The sequence below is a fragment of the Agriterribacter humi genome (assembly GCF_009192765.1).
GTDB classification, from domain to species: domain Bacteria; phylum Bacteroidota; class Bacteroidia; order Chitinophagales; family Chitinophagaceae; genus Agriterribacter; species Agriterribacter humi.
This window is the reverse complement of sequence record NZ_VOHQ01000002.1, coordinates 451,495-472,918: the sequence shown is the minus strand read 5'-3', so window position 1 is coordinate 472,918 and position 21,424 is coordinate 451,495. Positions and strand designations below refer to the sequence as shown.

The window sequence follows — 21,424 nt, the reverse complement described above, 5'->3', positions numbered from 1 at the left end:
CGGCTTTAACTTATTTAAAAGGAAATCATGTTAAAAAAAGTCTTAAAAATAACAGGTATTGTTATCCTTGTCCTGATGGTCATCGCCTTTATACTTCCTTTTATTTTCAAAGGAAAGATCATGAAAATAGCCAAAACGCAGATCAATGATAATGTAAATGCCCGGGTTGATTTTAAGGATATAGATATTTCACTGTTCAGGCATTTTCCCCGTTTGGCAGTGGGGCTGGAAGACCTGCAGGTAATCGGCACAGCCGATTTTTCAAAAGATACGCTTATTGCCGCCAGACAAATTGATATAGCGCTGAACCTGATGAGTCTTTTTGGCGGAGACCAAATGAAGATTTATTCCGTTACCATTGATGAGCCACGCATACACGCTATTGTTAATAAGGAGGGCAAAGCGAACTGGGATATTACCAAACCCGATACAACCACCACTGCGCCTGAAGCGGAAAGCAATTTCAATGTTGAACTTAAAAAATATACGATCAACGATGGTTATATCAGCTATACAGATATTCCCGGTGATATGAGCAGCGAGATCTTTCACCTGGATCATTCGGGCAGCGGCGATTTTACGGCTGATCTATTTACCCTTCAAACACAAACATCAGCAGAATCGGTTTCATTCACCTACACAAAGATCCCTTACCTGGTAAATGCGAAAGCCACATTAAACGCAGACATACAGGTAGATAACAGGAACGATAAATATACTTTTAAAACAGATGATATTGCTTTGAATGACCTGAAACTTGCTGCTGAAGGGTATTTCCAATTTGTAAATGATACCACTTATGGAATGGATATCAAATTCAATGCACCCTCCACCGAGTTCAAAACTTTACTGTCATTGATTCCGGCTATCTATAAAAATGATTTCGCCAAAATCAAAGCCAGCGGCAAAGCCATATTCAACGGTTTTGTAAAGGGAGAATACAATGCTGTGAAGATGCCCGCCTTTAATATTAACTTAAATGTGGAGGATGGATTTTTCCAGTACCCCGATTTACCGCAACCGGTAAAAAATATTGCGATAGCTCTAAAAGTGGATAATCCTGATGGCGTTATCGATAACACAGTAATAGACATATCCAAAGGACATATAGAATTTGGCAATGATCCATTTGATTTCAGGCTACTGCTCAAAAAACCGGTTACTGATCAATATATTGAGGCAGCGGTAAAGGGCAAATTAAACCTTGCCCAGGTAACCCAGTTTGTTAAATTAAGCGATGATACCAAATTATCCGGACTTATAGATGCAGATGCCACTGCCAAAGGAAACGTGGCAGTAATTTCCCAACAAAAACCAGGTCCCTTCACTGCCAATGGATTTATCAATATCAGCAACCTCAACTATGCTTCCAAAGATTTTCCGCAGCCTGTACGCAACAGCAATATCCAGATAAAATTTGAGAACCCTGACGGCGTTGCCGATCATACGGTTATTCATATACCCGCTGCACATATAGAAGTAGGCAATGATCCTGTTGATTTTAATGTGCTGATCAAAAACCCTGCCACCACGCTTTATTTCGATGGTAATGCAAAAGGCAAGTTCAACCTGGCCAATGCGGCCCAGTTCACCACATTTGAGCCGGGCACCCAATTAGCGGGAATGCTTTCCGCCAATATTGCTTTTAAAGGCACCAAGACTGATATTAATAAAGAAGCGTATGACAGGATCAATCTTGCCGGCACATTGAATGTAGCGGATATGAAATATGCCGATAAAGATTATCCATCCGGAATAAAGATAAGCGATGCTGCATTTACCTTTAATCCCAAAAACGTTACCCTCAATACATTAAAAGCAGAATACCTTGGATCGCATATTACCGCCAGCGGATCTGTTGATAACGCCATTGGTTATGCGCTGAAAGATGAGCCCGTTGCAGGCACTTTAAATGTACACGCCGACAAGGTAAACCTGAATGATTTTATGGGTTCGGAGACTTCTGCACCAGCCGCCGATAGTGGCGCTGCAAGCAGTAGTCCTGCCGCTGAACCATTTGCGGTACCCAAAAATGTGGCTTTTACTTTGCAGGCCGCTGTAGATAAAATGACTTACGACAAAACAGACTACAACAATCTGAAAGGAACAGTAATCATTAAGGATGAAACGGTGACGTTAAAAAATCTGCAGATGGATGCATTAGACGGGAAAATTGGTTTGAATGGTTCCTACGCTACCAAAAACGATAAAAAACATCCTGCTATTTCCTTATCATACGATGTGAAAGAGCTGAGTGTAGAAAAAACTTTTTTCGCATTTAATACGGTTCAGCAACTGATGCCGATAGGAAAATTCATATCAGGTGTCATCAATTCGCAGCTAACCCTGAATGGCAAATTAGGAACCGATATGACCCCCGTAATGAGTTCACTGACAGGGAAGGGTAATTTATTGTTGTTAGAAGGCGTACTGAAAAAATTCGCTCCTTTAGAAAAAATAGCCCAAACATTAAATGTGGCCGATTTGAACGGACTGACATTAAAGGATATTAAAACCCATTTTGAATTCGCCAATGGTAAAGTGCTGGTACAACCTTTTCATGTAAAGGTGAAAGATATTGATATGGAAATTGGGGGAATGCACGGGTTGGATCAATCGCTCGATTATGCCATTGGCATGAAACTGCCGCGCAGCATAATTGGTACACAGGGTAATGCTTTAATTAATAGCCTGGCGCAGCAGGCCAGCAGCAAAGGCATCCCGGTTAAGCTCAGCGATTACATTAACCTGAACATAAAAATGGGTGGTACCATCAGCAATCCACAGATCAAAACAGACCTGAAAGAAGCGGCAGGCGATGCGGTTGCAGATATGAAGCAACAGGCTGTGGATTTCGCGCAGCAAAAAATAGACAGCGCGAAAAAGACCTTACAGGATTCTGCCAAAGCCATAAAAAATGAGGTGATAAAAGACCTGAAGGAAGAAGTTACCAAACAGATCCTGGGTGGAAAGAAAGACAGCGCCAATTCAGAAAAACCGCTGGAGAGTACCAAAAAGAATGCGGAGCAGGCGGTAAAAAATACGCTGAAAGACCTGCTCAAAAAGAAAAGCACAAAGGACACAACTAAGAAGGAATAATGAATTTGCCGGAACAATATTTTCACAATATTTTTGCGGCACCGGAAAATCATTCGGGATGTAGCGCAGCCCGGTAGCGTACGTCGTTCGGGACGACGGGGTCGCAGGTTCGAATCCTGTCATCCCGACATCGCCCGCCATAGCTTTAGCGATGGCGGGCTTTTTTATTGGTGACAGCCTTTCTTATAAATGAATCACAGCCAGATTGGTTTATTGAAATGAAGATCAATGACACTGCGATTATGAAGAAATAGCGTTGCCGCTAAAAGAAGTTTGTTGTGGAAATCATTCCTGCTTATCCGCTTTGGGTTCTGCTATTTGCTGCAGCGCTTTATTTTGTTGCAGTGGTCCCATTAAAAAAATGACAACGAACACTGCAATCAGCGCCATTATGCCGTAGCCGATAAAAACACTATTGTAAGCAAAAGTGTAACCATGTGTTTTGGAAAAATGTTCAATGGTAATACCAGAGAGCGTCTGGAAGATTGCGCCGCCCAATCCCGCTCCTACGCTTGCCACACCCCACACAGAAGCGGTGGCATTCAGCGGCACCACATCTGCAGGAAAAGCCATGGTATTGGCTGTATAAGCAGCATATCCAAAGCCTGCAACGCTCAATACGATTAATGCGGTAGCAGGACCTGAAATAACCAATGGCCCGAGGATAAGTGTGAAAGCCAGTATACTGCCAAAAAGCCCTACAGCTATTTTTCTTGCTCTTGGAACCGGCACTCCCCTGCGAATAATAAAGTGGGTAAACAGTCCACCCGCAATATTACCGATATCTGAAACAATAAAAGGAAACATGGCAAACCAGCCAATCTTTTCTAATCCCCAGTGATGCACATCTACCAGGTACCTGCCGATCCAGAAAGTGATGAAATACCAAACCGGATCCATGAAGATCTTGGAGAAAGTGAACCACCCCACAAAACGTGTTTTGATAAGTTTTAGCGGCGGAATGCGGGGAGCTTTGGATGCTTTGAGCGCTCTTTCAGGTGTATAGTAAGTGAACCAGAAAGCAGCCACCCATATATAGCCAATGCACCCGATAATAACAAAAGTAAGCTGCCAGCCGTAATGCATGCCCAGCCAGGCAATCAGCGGCGGGGCCACTACCGCTCCGATAGCGGCGCCACTGTTAAAAATGCCGGTAGCCGTAGAGCGTTCTTCCGGGGTAAACCATTCGCTTGTTAATTTAATTGCGGCAGGCCAATTGCCGGCTTCACCTATCCCCAACAGGAACCTGAATATCCCAAAATGAAACGGCACCCTTGCAACAGCGTGCAGCAAAGAAGCCGTTGTCCAAAAGGCCATACACAGCGTATAGCCAAGCCGTGTTCCCAACCTGTCTATCACAAAGCCCGACACGAGGTTAGAAACCATATAAGCTACAAAAAATGCAGTGGCGATATAGCCGAAATAATCATTCGGTATCATTGATCTGAGCGGCTCGCCCGCACTGAGATAATTAAAGGCAAGGCGGTCTACATAGTTCAATACGGTTGCAACAAATGCAAAGCTCAGCATGAGCCAGCGCATGCGCAAAGGCCGGGCGGTAGTTCGTTGTATGAGGGAATTGTCGTTCATGCGCTTTGAAAATATACGCTTTTATAAAAAATCTGTTCCTTATTATACGATGCGCATCGTCATCCCCCCGTCTACCACTATATTTTCTCCTGTAATAAACTTGTTTTGCACCAATGTGCAAATAACATCCGCAACATCTTCCGGAGTGCCTTCCCTGTGCAACGGTATCCTGTTGTCAATATTATTTTTTACCTGCTCTGGCTTGAGGTGATCCTGGAAACGCGTTCGTATTACGCCCGGCGAAACACAGTTAACACTAATATTGTCATCGCACAGTTCCAATGCCAGCGCCCTGGTCATTTGCGGAATAGCTCCTTTAACCACAGCATAGGCCAATGCATTTTTTACACCGCGCAAACCTGCAGCAGAGGATATTAATACAATAGCTCCTTCTTTCTGCAGCTTCATATATGAAACGGCCGCCCTGCACAAATGGAAAGCAGCATGTATATGCACATCAAAGGCCTGGTACCATACCGCTCTTGCCCCATCCAGCAAACTGCCCGGCGCCGCCGCACCGGCACTATGCACCAGTATATCTATGCGCCCCCATTGTTTTTCCACTTCTTCCACAACCCTTATACATTCGTCTTCCCTGCCCAGGTCGGCAGCAATCATCATACACGAAGCACCCAGCGCTTCAATTTTTTGCTGAATATCATTATCTGCTGTATTCCTTGCCACGAGCGCCACCGCCGCACCGCGTCCGGCCAATGCAAGCGCTGTTGCTGCTCCTATGCCATGTGTGCCACCGGTTATAATGGCAACCTTGTTTTGTATATCCATTAATTGTTGATCATTTATTTTCTGTTGGATAATTGAATGCTTTGGGGTTACCGGCAACAGCAACACAGATTGATCTTTCGTTGCGTCGCTCCGTTCATCGTCCGGTACTTTTTTCATCAGCACCGGGGATGAGCACTACATCCCACGTAAATTTTATACCTTTTCGGGAACCGCATAAGGCGCCCGGTAATTGCCCTTTAATAATTTATTTGCCGCTTCACTATTGGTAAAACGTTCGCTTTGATGATCGAAGAACAACTGTTTGTTGCCCGTACGGTAGCAGATATCTGCCAGGTGCACGAGTGAAGCGCTCAGATGCCCCTGCAGTACATTCCCATTAGCGGGTTTGCCTAACCGTATAGCCTCAACGAAGTTTTGATGGTGAAATACATCAGGGAAAATATCTTTATGCGAGTCCACTACTTTGCCGTCTTTTTCCATTACCTGCCATCCGCCGCCGTGGCGTCCCAGGTACATCAGCCGTTCTGTTCCGTATATCTCTATGCGGGTGGAAGTTTGCGGCCAAAAAGGGAATTCGGTTTTGGAAAACCGTATCTCTCCCGGCACTTTTTGCATGTAAGGCGTGAAATTGCCACTCTCACAGGTCATCGCAAATCCATTTCCCCAGTCGTAAGTGATATTCAGAAATTCGGGCGTTTCTTTCTCAGAATGAAACGCAATATTGCCTCCACTGCAGTATACAGATTTTGGATGCCCGGGATCTCCAAGGGCAAGCCGTGCAAGATCCATCACGTGGCTGGCATCATCAGATAAAGCGCCACCGCCATAATCCCAGAAATCAAGCCATCCGCCACGGCCGGTCATGCTGTGACGGTTAGGGTTATAAGGCACTTTTTTTGCCGGCCCCAGCCATGCATCCCAGTTCAAACCTTTGGGCACTGATGTATCAGCTTCAGGCATCCACTTGCCCCCTCCCAGCATATTGTAACATTTTACATGCACAATATTGCCCAGTTTCCCGCTTTTTATATAATCCCGTGCGGTAAATGCATATGTAGCGCTCCTGTTCTCAAAGCCAACCTGCACTACCTTCCCGTATTTTGTTGCGGCTTCAACCATCTTCCTTCCCTCCCAGATGGAAAGGGTTGGATTCTTTTCCACGAACACATGCTTGCCTGCCTGGAGTGCCCAGATGGTTGCCAGTGTATGCCAATGCTCCGGCGTGGCTATTACAACAGCATCCACGTCTTTATCATCAAACACCTGTTTCATATTGCCTGTAAACTTCGGCGCATAACCCTGGGCTTTACTGTATTTGTCAATGGCTGTTTTAATGCCTTCCAGTGTTTCATTTACGTCGCAGAGATATTTTACTTCTATATCATCGCTAACAGCAACTATTCCTGAAAGCACGCTTAATCCCCGGCCGCCACAACCAATGAGCGAGAGCACAAGCTTATTGGCCGCAGCATTTTTTGGGGTGTTTGCAAAAGATGGTTGCAGCGCAATACCTGCTGCTCCCAACGACATGTGATGGATGAAACTGCGTCTATGCATACTATATTTGTTTAAAGATTAAAAATTTGTACCCGGCGGTTTTTTTAAATGCTTATCCAGGAATTCAAAAGTTGCTTTACCATTGATACTGTGTGGCCCTGTAAAGTGTTCTATGGCAACCAATGTATCAAGCCCCTGCAAATCGTAATAGCGTTGTACTTTTCCGAATTCATAACTCACCCATTCATCTGCGCCCACCCCATCAAAATATCCCCGCTCTACCATAAAGGGTCGCGGCGCTATTAATGCTGCCATTTCTGCATAATTGAAAGTGTGACCCAGGTCCCATTCAGGCATATCATATTCACCGGTATATACATAACCAAATGAATGTTCCGTAGTAGCAACTTTGCGAACCCATTCATTAAAATCGGCCGAGCAAATGGATAAACAATATCCTTTAACAACAGCCGGGACACGCATAGCTGTTTTACCTCCGTATGAAATTCCGTAAAACGCTATTTTTTCAGCATCTGCAAAAGAAAGCTCCTGCAACCATTCCACAATCCGCCGGTGCTGGCTGATGATGACTGAGAAAAGGGTGAGTCCTATTGGATTAGCCTTGCGTTGAATTACTCTGAATTTATCTTGGCCCCGGTATGGATTATGCGGCGCAAAAGTAATGTACCCTCTTTCCGCCAGACGGGTAGCGAAACCCTTATAAACACTGTAATTCTTTTGGGTCGAATCTGTATTTACAACATCAAAAGGTAATCCTTCGAGCCCATGCTGACAAACAACAACCGGCCTTTTTTCGCCCTGCCTGATATCTTTCGGAACAGTTAGTATTCCCCAGGCAAATACCTCCGGACCAAAAACGTCCAGGGTGATTTCATAACTTATCCATTTTGCCGTTTCCTGATACACACGTGCTTTGGTATTGAAGGGACCCGATGGCGCAGGCATTTTACCAAGTACATTCCGGAAACGTTCTCTTTGTTGCTCTTTAATAGCAGCCTGCTCTTCAGGAGAGCCCTTCAACGTTTGCCAAAAATTGCGGTTGCGCGTTCGCTCACATACAGAAAGTTCCTGTTGTGTACATTCTGTCATCTCCCTCACCTGCCTTTCCTGCCGTTGCGGAATTTTGATCCAATCCGCAGATCGTTGAATTGCCGGTGAATGATATATCTTTCCGGGCAGGAACGGCACATTCATCGCTTTTGCAAATGCAGCAAATGCCTGCGCAGAAAAAAATTGTTGACCCGCTGTTATAAAATTCAACCCGTTTTGAGAAGGGATGATGGTAGCAGCACGGCGATATTCTGCTTCTGCCGTTGAAAGAGAAGGAGATATTATTTTGCCAGGTGCAGCTCCGGCATTTTGATGGTTTACAGGCGAAACTGTTGTGTGTTCAATGATAAGCCTGCGCGGCCAATTCATTACAGCCAGCTCCGCATCGCCAAACGTGTTAAGCAGCCCAAATACATTGCGGTAAATAGGCTCCTCCCACAATTGTTCCCTCGCATTAAAATAGCCGCTTACGAGCGACACAGTGATACGGCTATCCAGAGCAGCCGCATACAAGGCAAGCATTCCTCCCTCTCCATAACCTGCTACAGCAAGCGTATTATTGCCATCTTCTTTATTTCTCTTCTCCAGCCAGTCAATACCCGAGAAAATCTTTTGCAATTCATAACCGATGATATGGCGCCCAATTTCGTACGCCTGACGGTAAATCCATTCCCGGTGTGGTTGTTGGGTATACAAATCCAGGGAAGGATTACCTGAATAAGTATAGTCCCTGTTTATGAGAACCGGTATCAGTATTTCTACTCCGCTTTTTGCCAATGCCAGCACTGATGCACTCCCAGTATCTGCTCCTTTGAGCATCCCTGCAAGCGCTTCAGGTTCGATGCCGGCATCAGGAATAATCATAGCCCTTGCCTTTACTTTTTTTGCGGGAATGATCAATATACCCTCTGCCGACAGGTTGTTCATTACTGTCCACCGCACAGCGGAGACGGTATATTCTTTTTCAACAATAGTATACGGAGCCAGGTCATTACGTGTAGCAATCTGCAGTACCGGTTGTATTCTTTCATCTGTTACACCCAGTAATGTTTTCAATTCAGCTCTTTGTTTAGATATAGACCGATCGAACGCGGCAGCAGAACTAAAGTCGCGTTTCCAGCGTGATGCCCGTTGCAATGTTCTTCTTTTTGTTTCCTGTATCAGGAAATCATTGATGCCATTTACCATTTTTACAGATAAATCTTCATTCCCTGTTAAGGGTGTGCTGGCGAAAGGAATGGCTTGCTGTGCCATACCATGCAGCAGAACAGCGAGTGTGCTGACAAGGCATGCTATATATCGAAAAAAACTTTTCATAAAACATCTTGTAACTGCCAAAAGGGTTAATCACTTTTCATTATTCGTTATGCTTTCCCGGGGTAAAATAGTTATTTATTTTTGCCGGTATCATTCAGCAAATAATGAATACTATTTACGAGAACCTGCTGAAAATCCGGAATATTCCAGTCTTCCCAATGTCCCAGCGAGGTATATACCACTTTGTTATTGTATTTGGTGCGATTTACCCAAAGCACAGGTTCTGACGGCTCATTGGGTATAGTGCCGGTAAGCAGCACCTGCACAGCAGCAGAGCGCAGCGGGCGATTCTGGTACAACCAGCTTACGCTTCCAAAACCATTAGAACCTACACCTTTTAATAAAGGATGTTTTTCCATGCCAGGTACTATGGCGATCTTTGTTTTTTCTTCCAAATGTCCATAATGTCCCTTGTAATTACCGCCCAGTATCTCTTCATCAAATTCCGGCCACTGTGCTAAAAAACCTGATACATTTTCACTGGATTGAGTGATGCCGCCGCCTTCACGCGCAACATTGCCTTTGGCATCAAAGGAATGACTTGCCGTGCGGATGCCCAGTACAGGTTTTCCACTCTTTATATAGTTCTTTATCATATCCATCTTCTGCGGTTCAAGTGCAACGCGTCGTACAAAAAACACGGCAAGGCTTGCATCCTGGAGTACCTGTAGATTTTCGAGGTTGTGCCTGCCCGGTCCATCCATCGCGGGTTTACCTATAGCAAATTCGCAATTTACTCCTTCATGCAGCATAAGCTCATGAGCAAACCGGGGAAGCGTCTGGTTGGCATGATACTCTCCTTCTGCTGTTATGAAAGCAACAACAGGGCGCTTGTCGTCTTTAAAGCGCAATTGTTTTTTACCTGTAAAATCAGTAGACAATATGGTTGGGCAAACATATTGTTCAATATAATCCACAACTAAACGTACACCGGTAAAGTGATTTACATACGGAGCTCTCCGTGAGTTGTACATAGCATCGGTCATATCGCGCATCAGTACAACATTTTTACCTAACCTTACCATGCTGCGTAACCCAAACGTACGCCCGATTACGCACATATTGGTGTGTACGCCCGATAAGATCACATTCTTAATTCCCTTTTTTTCAAACAGGGAAGCAATTTCCGATCCTGAGTCACTGATGGCATCACTGTCTTCTATTTTAATGGCATCAATTTGTTTTGTCCATGCCTTTCCCTGGGTGCATTGTATCATGTCATCGCAACCTTCATCCGACTGGTCAATAGGCCAGGTAGCACCTTTTTCACCAGGTACATTCGAGTTGTCAATCAGCTTATCGTATTTTTTGTCGTAATATTTCAATACTGTTTTCCTTGCCGGGTGATTTTTATAATAACCAATGCAATCACTGGGCGCGTGCACGATCAGCATGCCTTTGCTGCGTGCTATGGTCAGCACTTCGTTTAGCTTTGGCGCCATTTCGGCCACTCTTGCTGTAGCGCCTTTACACCAATGCTTATCCCACATATCACAAATGATGATCGCCGTTTGCTTCGGATCCCATTGCTGAATTTCATTTACAATAGCATAATTATCCACGGCAGCATCGCCTTTAACTCTTTTCTGCATGGAAACGTTGATCGTGTTGCCTGTACCGGCTGAAGTCTGTGCATACATCGCAGGGGGCGTGATTGATCCAAAAATGAAAATTATTGCAGCCATGCATAATTTTCCGCTTCGAAAACATCGTCTTAAATAAAATAAGCGCATAATCAAAATTGGTTTTAAAGAATTATTCATAACCCGGGTTCTGTATTAATAAATCATTTTCATTCGTTTTCCTACAAAAAACAATCATTTATTTAATGCAATTGTACTTTGATAAATACGGCTGCAGACCCCTGAACAAATACAGTTACACCATTTCTTTCCGGCCTATGGTTTGCATGCAATGCCTGCTGAATTCAAGCGGGCTTAATTTTATGATCCTTTTGAATTGATAATAAAAATTAGAAAGGCTGTCAAAGCCGCAGGCATAGCCAATTTCTTTCATAGACCTGTCTCCGTTCCTGATCATCTGGCAGGCTTTGTTAATCCTGTATTCAGTTAAAAATTCGATATATGTTTTATTTGCCAGCGCTTTGAAGTAGCGGCAGAATGATTCTCTTGTGAGGTGGGCTATCCGCGCTACTTTTTCTATGCTGATACGTTCATCGAAATTGGAATAGGTATAATTTAAAACATCATTAAAACGATGATCATTTGTGCAGTTGATATCGTTGTTAAGCCTGTTGCTGTGAATAAGTTCCCGGGAATGGGTTTTTGATGTGAGCTGTTTTAATATTTCAAGTAAAATAATGATAGCATCCAATGATGAGGCGCCGAACATTCTTTCCATCAGAGGAATAATATTTGCTTTTCCCTCTTCTGTTATATATATACCGTTCTGTGATTTAATAAACAGCTCGTGTACATCTTTCAATTCCGGAAGTTTTAAAAACTCCCTGCCTAAGAAGTTCTCTCCGAACTGCATTACCAATGCCTCCGGAGCGGGGTTATCTGTATTCAACGTTTCTTCATCATGTAAAAAACCGTGCGGAATATTAGATACTATCAGCATCAGGTCATTATCTCCAAATACTTCTACAGCATTGCCTATAATTCTTGTTCCCTTTGATCGTCTTATCAAGATAAGCTCAGTTTCAGGATGGTAATGCATCCCCCTGTACAGCTTATCCCCCCTGTCAACCTTTAAATGAAAGCAGCTACTTGTATTAAAAAAGATTTGCTTAAAGGAGGGTTTCAATACCTGTAACATGACATAAAGATTGAAGCAGCAGAAATATTATTATAAAGTTAGGAAAACGATTTCCTAAAATACAAATTTTAGGTGCTATTTATAGCATTTCATTTATACTTTTTTTTGATTACCAACTTATTTTAATATTATTACATGATTTACAATAAGTTATAACTAAATTTCATATACTGAGATTACAAAGGTGAAGTAAGGATTTAATTAAAAATCGTTTTCTTTTAAACCGGTTCTATTGCTAAAGTACATAGGAAAGCCTGCTATACATTTGCCCAATGTCCCTGCACAACGTTTTACAGGCACTTATGAGACGAACATCCATAAAAAAGTTGAGGCTGATCAAAAAGAACACCCCCTATATGTGTAAAAGGCTTCTATAAAATCATTTTGCCCATCCTTCGTTTTAATCTTAATTTAGTTCTCAAAGTTTCATTTCTGTGGAGCATCTATCTTAGCATTGCCTGCGCCAATATGGTTTCGCAAATTTTCATTGTCTTAAGGGTATCTCTAAAAGGCGATGAAGTTCCATCTTTTCCTGTTAGCACGGAATGTATAAATTCCCTGTTTTTTTCCCTGAATCCTCGATATATAAATAGTTCATCACTACCGGCTACGTCTACACGCTTATAATGCTCACCAATTGTATCACCATCGGCATACACCCGGCCTTCCACTTCTGGTTCTACTTCCGCACAAATTCCCGGTGCATGCATCTGCACGCTGAAAACCCTTCTGCCCGAACTCCAGTTGCCTATAGTATGACAGGTATTACCATTATCAAAGTATAAATGCGCACTTATCCAGTTTATATCGTCAACGCCTATACGCCGGCAATAAGACTCTGTTTTCACCACTTCACCATCCATAAGCCACCGCGCTGTATCTATGCAATGAATAAAATCATCGTGCATCCTGTCCCGTGCGCTTTTCATCGGTGTTAATGCACACTTATTGAATGTTACCAGCGCATGCGTAAGTGCCCCTTTTTTATGGCATTCTTCTTTCATCTTTTGCAGCAGCGGCATATTCCGCCGCTGAAGGGAAACCTGCGTGATGCAGTTGTTTACGGCAGCCAAACCGGCAAGTATTTCTGCCTGGTGCAATGTTAAGCCCATAGGCTTTTCAATAAAAAGATGGAAGCGGTTTTCAAGGCACCAAACCCACACATCAAACATATGCTCGGGAGGTCCGATAGCATATACCGCATCCGGCTTTAGCTGGCGAAGAACAGCCTGGTAGCCGGTAACAGACGAAACGGGGAAAATACATTTTTCCGGAATACTAAAGCGTTGAGCTGTTTTTTCAAGGCGTTCTTTATTGAAGGCCATTATTCCAACAATTTCCACCTCGTTAAAAGAGCGTAGTGACGGGTAATGAACGCTGCATGCAAAGTTTCCATTTCCGATAATGCAAACGCGTACTTTCATATCTACCTTTTTCTGAGTGAATAACGAAAGGATGAAGTGCCCCAGTCACAGCTAAGAAATGCATTGGCTTTTGTGTATTGCTGCATAATATCTCCTGGTTCTTTATCTACCACTCTGTAATACTGCCATCAGCATTACGCCATACCGGGTTTTTCCAGTCATGCCCTTTCGATGCCATATTTCTTACTTTATTTTCATCCACTTCAATTCCCAATCCCGGCAAAACAGGTCTTTCAATATAGCCTTCTTTTATAGAAAACACTTCCGGGTTAGCCAGGTAATCCAGCAGATCGGCTCCTTCATTATAGTGAATGCCTATACTTGATTCCTGGATAATGGCATTGATGCAGTTGAAATCTACCTGGAGTGCCGCTGCCAGGGAAATGGGGCCCAAAGGACAGTGGGGTGCCAAAGCAACATCATACGCTTCGGCCATAGCAGCAATTTTTTTTACTTCTGAAATACCGCCGGCATGACTGAGATCGGGTTGTATAATATCAACAACTCCCTGCTCAAAAAGTCGTTTGAAGTCCCAGCGGCTAAACAACCGTTCTCCGGTTGCAATGGGTGCAGAGGTATAGTTTGCAAGTACAGAAAATGCTTCTATGTTTTCTGATAAAACGGGCTCTTCAATGAACATGGGTTTGAGATAATCCAGTTCACGCATAAATTGCTTTGCAAGTCCTTTATGCACACGACCGTGAAAATCTATTCCCAGCCCTCTGTCATATCCTATAGCATTTCTTACAGATTCAATAGCTTTTACGGCTTTACTGATCTTACCGGGGCTATCTATCCATTCCATTTCGGCACAAGCATTCATTTTAACTGCCTGGAATCCCTGTTCCATCCGGGCTGCAGCTCCTTTTACAAGTTCGTCAGACCTGTCGCCACCAATCCATCCATATATTTTCATCCTGTCTCTTACCGCTCCTCCCAATAATTCATAAACGGGTACGCCGAGCACTTTGCCTTTTATGTCCCAAAGCGCCTGGTCAATACCTGAAATGGCGCTCATAAGTATAGGCCCGCCTCTGTAAAATCCGCCCCTGTAAAGTGTTTGCCATATGTCTTCAATGCTATGCGCGTCTCTGCCAATTAGAAATGATGTCATTTCTTTTACAGCAGCACATACGGTATCAGCTTTTCCTTCTACTAAGGGTTCTCCCCATCCAACAATCCCCGACTGGGTGGTTATTTTTAAAAACAACCAGCGTGGCGGTACTTTAAACAACTCAACTTTTTCGATTTTTGTGTTCATCTTATGCTTATTCCGGGATAGGTGTTTTGAATTTCCTGTGTTTCATTTACGTTTGCCGCAAACGACATTTGCAACAAGATAACGATTTGCAGAAATCAATGCAAATGAATTGAGAATCTATGCAGATCAAATGCTAATTATTACCATGTAATTCTGTTATGTTACCATTGCAGATTTGATAGCTTACTGTAATTATTGAAGGGATAAGGATAAATTCGCCCACATACATGTTAATATTCAGTAGTAAAAGCCGGAAGAAAAGGAGTTCCTTGCCATCTTACACAGACTTATTTAAAAAGATATCATTTTTATTCCGCATTAATAATAACAGTTATGAATAGACGTAAATTTATCGTTAATGGTTACGGGCTTACATCCGGGTTGCTGCTTGCCGGAAATTTGCAAGCCCTGATGCCGGCCGGTAAGGATCTTCAGGCAAAGTATTCAAAAACGTATTCCCACCGGCTGCCTTTAAGTGATCATCATTATCAACGTACATGCGGCTATGTAGAGGAAACGCCCGTCAGTGCTTATAACTGGGCGCCCGACAGTGCTTATGAAGATTTCCAGGATATCAAGTTTGGTATCCGTCTGCACTGGGGGATATATTCTCTATTACGGCTTCGCGGTGAATCCTGGCCTTATCTTCAGATGTTGCCTGAAGAAAAACAGACTTACCAGGAGCTATATAAGTCATGGTATCCCGGCGGATTTGATGCTGATGAATGGGTTAATTTTTTTGCAGAGAGTGGTGCAAAAATGTTTGCATTTACCGCTAAGCACCACGACGGGTTTTCTATGTTTGATACCAGTGCCAGGGTAAAGAAAAGGGTAAATTGGCTTGCTACGGGTGGACCGGCAATAGAAGATTGCGATCTTGCGTATAGTATAATGGAAACGCCTTTTAAAAGAGATGTTGTCAAAGAGCTGACTACCGCAGCCCGCCGAAAAGGCATGAAAGTAGATCTGTACTTTTCGCACCCCGACTGGTACGATAGTGACTTCCGCCCTTACAATTATCACCCGCTGCAGGTACCTGACTCAGCTACCATTGCTGTTGTAGGCAAAAACAAAACCCCGGAAATTGAAGATCCCAAAAAGTATTTTGCCAAAGCAGGACTGGTAATAAAACTCAATCCCTCAAAGGAAGTAACCCGTATGATGGCCAGGCACCGGCTGCAACTCGAAGAATTGCTTACTAAATATGGTCATATAGATATGGTCTGTCTTGACCAATGGCTTGGACCTGAAGTTTGGCCTGTATTGAGAGATACCATGCTTCACCTCCGGAAAATCTCTCCCCAAACCATGTTCAGGGCAAGGGGAATTGGAAATTACGGCGATTATTATACGCCTGAAGGATTTGTTCCGGGAAGCAAAGAAAACTCTGATACGCCCTGGTTTGTTATTCATTCGCTTGGAGGATCTTTTTCTTATGAAGCGGATAAGCAAAAATATAAAGGGACATCATGGGTAGTAAAAAATCTCGTAGATGCTGTTGCAAAAGGCGGAAATTTTATGGCAGGTATCGGTCCTGATGGTAATGGACAGTTTCATCCTGCTGCTATAGCACAACTAAAAGAAACCGGTAAATGGTTAAAGCTAAATGGTGAAGGCATTTATGCCACCAGGGCAAGGAGAGCAGATCAATGGAAAGAAGGCGATCATATTCGCTTTACCCGTTCTAAAGATAACCGTGTTGTATACGCCTTTTCCTATGAATGGCCCGGAGAACAGTTGATGCTTACAACGGTCCGCCCGCCCAGGGGTGCTACAATCCGCTTTCTTGGGTTCAGTGAAGCATTGAGATGGAAATACGATAGTGCAAAAGGATTAATTATTTCTATTCCTTCTGAATGGAAGGATCAATTCCGGGGAGCTGCAAACCTTACTTATGGTTTAAGAATTGAGATGGCTTAAAAAACAATGAGAACGGCGGAACTTAATATAATTTTACACATTAACCGGAGGAAAGACTTTGAATGCAGAAGAATTGGTATAAAACATTAAAGCCGGAGTCGTTTTTTTGTGAATAAAAAACAAAGTGATTAAACTAAAATTCATTAGTGATAAAATGCCCAAAGAAAAGAAAAAAAGAGCTACAATCCGTGATATTGCAGATGCTGTAGGTATTGCGCCATCTTCTGTTTCCAAGGCACTGAACGATCTTCCTACGATAAGTGAGAACATGAAAACCCTGGTAAGGGCTAAGGCGCGGGAACTTAATTACAAGCATAATTCCAATGCTGCTAACCTCAGGCGGGGAACATCCAGAACAATTGGGGTTATTGTTCCTAAAATCAATGTGGCTTTTTTTGCTGATATTATTGCCGGTATTGAACAAACCTGTTTCGAAAACGACCACCGGCTTATTATTTGCCAGTCAGACGAATCTTTCGAGAGGGAGGTGCAGGCTGTTGAAACACTTATTCAGCAAAACGTGGATTGCGTATTGATTTCCCTTTCGCAGGAAACAAAGACTACCGACCATCTGAAAGAGATCATTAACCACAATATTCAACTGGTGCAGTTTGACCGAGTGGATCATGCTTTCGGCAGTCATATTCTTGTGAATGATAACCAGGAAGCATCTTTCAAAGCCGTTCAGCATTTAATCAGCCAGGGCTATAAAAAAATTGCCTTCTTTGGAGGACCGGATTATCTTCCGCTTTACAAAGAAAGGAAACAAGGCTACCTGGATGCTATCGGGGCATCGGGTTTGACGATTCCGTATAATTTTATTATTGATAATATTTTAAAAAAAGAACCCGCCGAAGCCGCTGCCATAGAATTATTAAAACTTAAAACCGCTCCTGATGCATTCTTTACCGTTTCCGATTATGCTGCCCTGGGCGTTTTAAAAGCAGCAAGACTGTATAACAAAAAAGTACCTGAAGATATTGGGATCATTGGTTTTTCTAACGAGGCTTTCACCGAAGTTACATCGCCAACACTTTCTTCGGTTAGCCAGCAAAGTAAAAAAATGGGCAGGGAAACAGCTAATGTATATTTCAATCATGTTTTGAATCAACAGCACACAGACGGCAAAGTTTCCCCTTCATTGAAGCTGGTTATTGAAAGTTCTATTATCGTTCGGGAGTCATCCTCCAGAAAAAACAAAAGGAAAGGGCCAAAGAAAGACAGCTAAACATTATGAGATGCTTTGAACTTTTACAAAAGCGGTTAAACCTTTGGAGTCAATCACTTCATTTTTTCATGCTTCTCCAACGCACAAAAAAGAGACGGCTTTAGCAGCCTTTGCAGAATTTGATCTACCTTTAAACTTGCCGGTATTTACTTATAAATATCCATTCCGTCTAAACTGGGTTGCATCACCCACTGCAAAATGCATTCAATGAAAAGTTCAGCAATAAAAGAAGATATAAAGGGCCGAAAGCCCGCGGAGAAAAATGAACAAAGTCATACCCACCCGCTTCAGCAACAGTTGGCGCTCTATCAAAAAGAAAAAGATATTTTACTAACCTTAAGCAATGACATTACCAGGGTTCGGGAAAAGGATGATCTTATAAAAGTTTTTTCGTCAAGGCTTAAAGCGTATTTCTATTTTACACACACGGTCATTTCGCTGGTTGACAAACAAAACGGAACTTATTTTCCATTCCTGATCGACAGGGAATCTATGCAGATTAAACACCGCAGCGAGCTTCCTTCGTTACTTAAAATGCAATTCGTTATTAATGACCCGTTTCTTAGCCAGGTTGCTGAGCCGGAAGTATCGGCGTCTTTTCTGTTAGACGATATAATAAACGAGCCGGGTATCCCTGCATTTTTAAAGGTCAATTATGAATGTGGAATAAAGAAAGCGATGATTGTGAAATTAAAAAGTAAAATGGAAACCATCGGGCATGTATTAATGTATTCTGACAAAACCGATAGTTTCCCGGACGACTTTAAAAATGTTCTGGAGGGAATCGCGCCTCATTTATCCAATGCCGTTGCTAATATTATAATCAACGGAGAAATAGCGGACAAAGATAAAGACAAGACATTTCTTATTGAGTTTAGTCATGATATAGCATCAGCCAGGACCAGGGATGACCTAAGCCGGGCAATTCATCATTCCCTGAAAAAACTGGGCCAGATCAGGGCATACTTTATACGTACCATAAATGATGATGGCACCACCCTGAGTCCTTTTATGCATGATCAGGATGTTCATTATATAGATAATCCCGGGTTTAAAAAATTGCTGAATACCAGGATCAAAAAAAACGAAGGTCTTACCGGTAGAGTGCTGAGTGGAAACGAGCCGGTGCTGATAGATTTTGCAGAGGAGATCAAACAGGGAAATACAGATCATTATATAGCATTCTGGAAAGGCCTGGGACCGCAAAAAGCAGCGTTCCAAAAAATGGTGGGCGTTCCGCTGCGTGCAGGCAACATGGACCTGGGAGTTCTATGGGTAATAACGGATCAAATAAATCTGAACCTGCTGAAAGGAATAAGCGATCAAATAGCAGTAGCTATTTCCAATATCAGGTCTAACGAGGAAATTACAGAAAGAGAGAAAGAAAAATCAATTTTACTTTCTTTATCCAGAGAAATAGCGGCGTTGATGAGCAGGGATGACTTACAAAAGGTAGTAAACAAACAATTCAAGCGTTTGTTCTCTATTGAGGATTTTGGCTTTTTACAGATAAATGAAGATCATACTTACAGCACATTCATGCTGGACCTTAGAAATCATATAAAAGCCAAAGCAGGTTATACAGAAGTGAGTTCAGCGAGGTACCCTGCTAATGATCCCGTATTCAAAGAGATGATGAACTCAGAAGATCCGGTGCTATTCGAAATAAACAAACTTGTGGAAGTACCTGACGTGCCGGCATATGTTTTTTTCTGGAAAAAGCTTGGACTTCGAAGAGTGTTAGGATCGGCGCTGCGCGTTGGCGGAAAAAATGTCGGCTGTGCTTTCCTGCACATAGATGCTAATAAAACAGAAACTATAAAGATCAATTTGCTAAAAGCAGTTTGTGCTCAGATAGCAGTAGCTGTTTCAAATATCCTGGCTAACGAGCAAATTAGTAAAAAGCACCAGGAACAAACATTTCTCCTGGATTTCAGTAACGATATAGCACAGGTGAGAACAAAGCCTGAGCTACAGGCGGCTATTTTTAAGGTGCTTGATAAAACCATGCATGCACAACTGGCAATGATCCGCGTTATTGAAGATGATGGATTTAACATGTACTCCTTCATGTACGATAGCTCATTGTTTCAAAAGGCAAAAGTGAGTTTCGATGAACTGTTGTCTCAGCGGATAACCATCCATGAGCCTTACACGGCTCTTGTTCTGGCGAGCAAAGACGGAGTAGTATTTAACGTAGAGGAAGAATTAAAAAGCGGGAATACTTATGCCAGGTTATGGAAAGCTGCGGGTTTAAAAAAAATGTATGGTTATCCACTCAGGGTAGGTAATAAAAACCTGGGTACGATCTGGTTGCTGGCAAACCGTTTGAGCAACTTATTACTGAAAGGCATTTGCGCCCAGATATCTGTTGCTGTTGCCAATATACAGGCCAATGAAAAACTGCTGGCGTATAAAAAGCAATTAGAAGTAGAAAATGATTACCTGAAAGAGCAGATCCAAACCATCTATAACTTTTCCGATATTATTGGTGATGGCCCCGAAATGCAGAAAGTATATCATTTAATGTCTCTCGTATCAGCGTCTAACGCTACGGTATTGCTGTTGGGGGAAACGGGCACAGGTAAAGAGTTAATCGCCCGTGCTATTCACAACGCATCCCCCAGAAAAGGAAAGCTGATGGTTAAGGTTAATTGTGCAGCATTGCCTTCAAACCTAATCGAAAGTGAATTGTTCGGACATGAAAAGGGATCGTTTACGGGTGCAATTGAAAGACGGATCGGTAAGTTTGAACTGGCTGACAACAGTACATTATTCTTAGATGAAATCGGCGAAATGCCGCTTGAAACGCAGGTTAAATTATTACGCGTTTTGCAGGAACGCGAGTTGGAGCGTGTGGGGGGAAAAACGACAATAAAGGTTGACGTTAGAATCATTGCCGCTACTAACCGGAACCTGGAGCATGAAGTAAAGTCCGGACGCTTCAGATCCGATCTTTATTATCGTCTTAATGTATTTCCTATTATACTTCCGCCGTTGCGAGAACGTTCTGAAGACATAACCCCGTTGGCTAATTTTTTTCTTGAACGATACAGTAAAAATTCCGGGAAAAAAATAATATCCATAGCTGCAAAGTGCATCCAGGAATTAAAGAGCTATACCTGGCCGGGTAATGTGAGAGAACTGGAACATTTAATTGAGAGAAGTATTCTTTTGGCGCAGGGAAATGTTTTAACAGACATACAGTTGCCTAAAGGATTGAATGAGGAAGGAACCGATAAATCAGATGTTTCGAACAAAACCCTTCAGCAACTTGAACGCACTTATATTATTGAAGTATTGAAAAGGTGCAGTGGTAAAATTGCAGGCAGTGGCGGAGCCGCCGCAGCGTTGGAAATGCCTTCTACTACATTGCATTCAAAGATGAAAAAACTCGGCATTTCAAAAGGTGATTATTACCAAAAAGCGAATTAAGCATACTGTTTCTTCTTATTACTATATTCCTCCTGCTGCAGCCCCGCCGGCACT

12 protein-coding genes and 1 tRNA gene are annotated in these 21,424 nt (G+C 42.8%); 5 read left to right on the top strand and 8 right to left on the bottom strand.

What is annotated here, in order from left to right; translation table 11 throughout:
• Positions 1 to 27: 27 nt before the first annotated feature.
• Positions 28 to 3,099 (top strand): AsmA-like C-terminal region-containing protein, encoded by a 3,072-nt coding sequence (locus FRX45_RS05050; protein WP_152267307.1) that lies wholly within the window; start codon positions 28 to 30, stop codon positions 3,097 to 3,099.
• 54 nt (positions 3,100 to 3,153) lie between these two features.
• Positions 3,154 to 3,227: transfer RNA gene (locus FRX45_RS05045), tRNA-Pro, on the top strand.
• 157 nt (positions 3,228 to 3,384) lie between these two features.
• Here the strand turns inward: FRX45_RS05045 and FRX45_RS05040 are convergent.
• The 8 genes from FRX45_RS05040 to dgoD all read right to left on the bottom strand — a co-directional run bounded on the left by FRX45_RS05040 (position 3,385) and on the right by dgoD (position 14,787).
• The gene (locus tag FRX45_RS05040) at positions 3,385 to 4,689 is read right to left on the bottom strand and encodes an MFS transporter (protein WP_152267306.1); all 1,305 of its coding nucleotides are present in this window, start codon (positions 4,687 to 4,689) and stop codon (positions 3,385 to 3,387) included.
• Between the two features lie 42 nt (positions 4,690 to 4,731).
• Positions 4,732 to 5,592, bottom strand: a complete 861-nt coding sequence (locus tag FRX45_RS05035) for an SDR family NAD(P)-dependent oxidoreductase (RefSeq protein ID WP_226804976.1) — start codon at positions 5,590 to 5,592, stop codon at positions 4,732 to 4,734.
• A gap of 36 nt (positions 5,593 to 5,628) precedes the next feature.
• A complete protein-coding gene (locus FRX45_RS05030; RefSeq protein WP_152267305.1) occupies positions 5,629 to 6,993 on the bottom strand; it encodes a Gfo/Idh/MocA family protein in 1,365 nt (454 codons plus the stop codon).
• 18 nt (positions 6,994 to 7,011) lie between these two features.
• Entirely contained in the window at positions 7,012 to 9,321 is a 2,310-nt protein-coding gene (locus tag FRX45_RS05025) for an alpha/beta hydrolase family protein (RefSeq protein ID WP_152267304.1), read from the bottom strand.
• 71 nt (positions 9,322 to 9,392) lie between these two features.
• Entirely contained in the window at positions 9,393 to 11,006 is a 1,614-nt protein-coding gene (locus FRX45_RS05020; protein WP_193311586.1) for an isochorismatase family protein, read from the bottom strand.
• A gap of 193 nt (positions 11,007 to 11,199) precedes the next feature.
• Complete coding sequence (locus FRX45_RS05015; RefSeq protein WP_193311585.1) at positions 11,200 to 11,973, bottom strand: helix-turn-helix domain-containing protein; 774 nt, start codon at positions 11,971 to 11,973, stop codon at positions 11,200 to 11,202.
• Between the two features lie 572 nt (positions 11,974 to 12,545).
• Positions 12,546 to 13,526: a Gfo/Idh/MocA family protein gene (locus FRX45_RS05010; protein ID WP_152267301.1), complete on the bottom strand. Its 981-nt coding sequence runs from the start codon at positions 13,524 to 13,526 to the stop codon at positions 12,546 to 12,548.
• Positions 13,527 to 13,632: 106 nt separating this feature from the next.
• On the bottom strand, positions 13,633 to 14,787 hold the full coding sequence (gene dgoD / locus FRX45_RS05005) for a galactonate dehydratase (protein ID WP_152267300.1): 1,155 nt from the start codon (positions 14,785 to 14,787) through the stop codon (positions 13,633 to 13,635).
• A gap of 333 nt (positions 14,788 to 15,120) precedes the next feature.
• Here dgoD and FRX45_RS05000 point away from each other — a divergent pair, with 333 nt between their 5' ends.
• From FRX45_RS05000 to FRX45_RS04990, 3 genes are all read left to right on the top strand, one after another.
• A complete protein-coding gene (locus tag FRX45_RS05000; protein WP_152267299.1) occupies positions 15,121 to 16,707 on the top strand; it encodes an alpha-L-fucosidase in 1,587 nt (528 codons plus the stop codon).
• Positions 16,708 to 16,861: 154 nt separating this feature from the next.
• Positions 16,862 to 17,935 (top strand): LacI family DNA-binding transcriptional regulator, encoded by a 1,074-nt coding sequence (locus tag FRX45_RS04995; RefSeq protein ID WP_152267298.1) that lies wholly within the window; start codon positions 16,862 to 16,864, stop codon positions 17,933 to 17,935.
• A gap of 207 nt (positions 17,936 to 18,142) precedes the next feature.
• Complete coding sequence (locus FRX45_RS04990) at positions 18,143 to 21,370, top strand: sigma 54-interacting transcriptional regulator (protein WP_193311584.1); 3,228 nt, start codon at positions 18,143 to 18,145, stop codon at positions 21,368 to 21,370.
• Positions 21,371 to 21,424 lie beyond the last annotated feature (54 nt).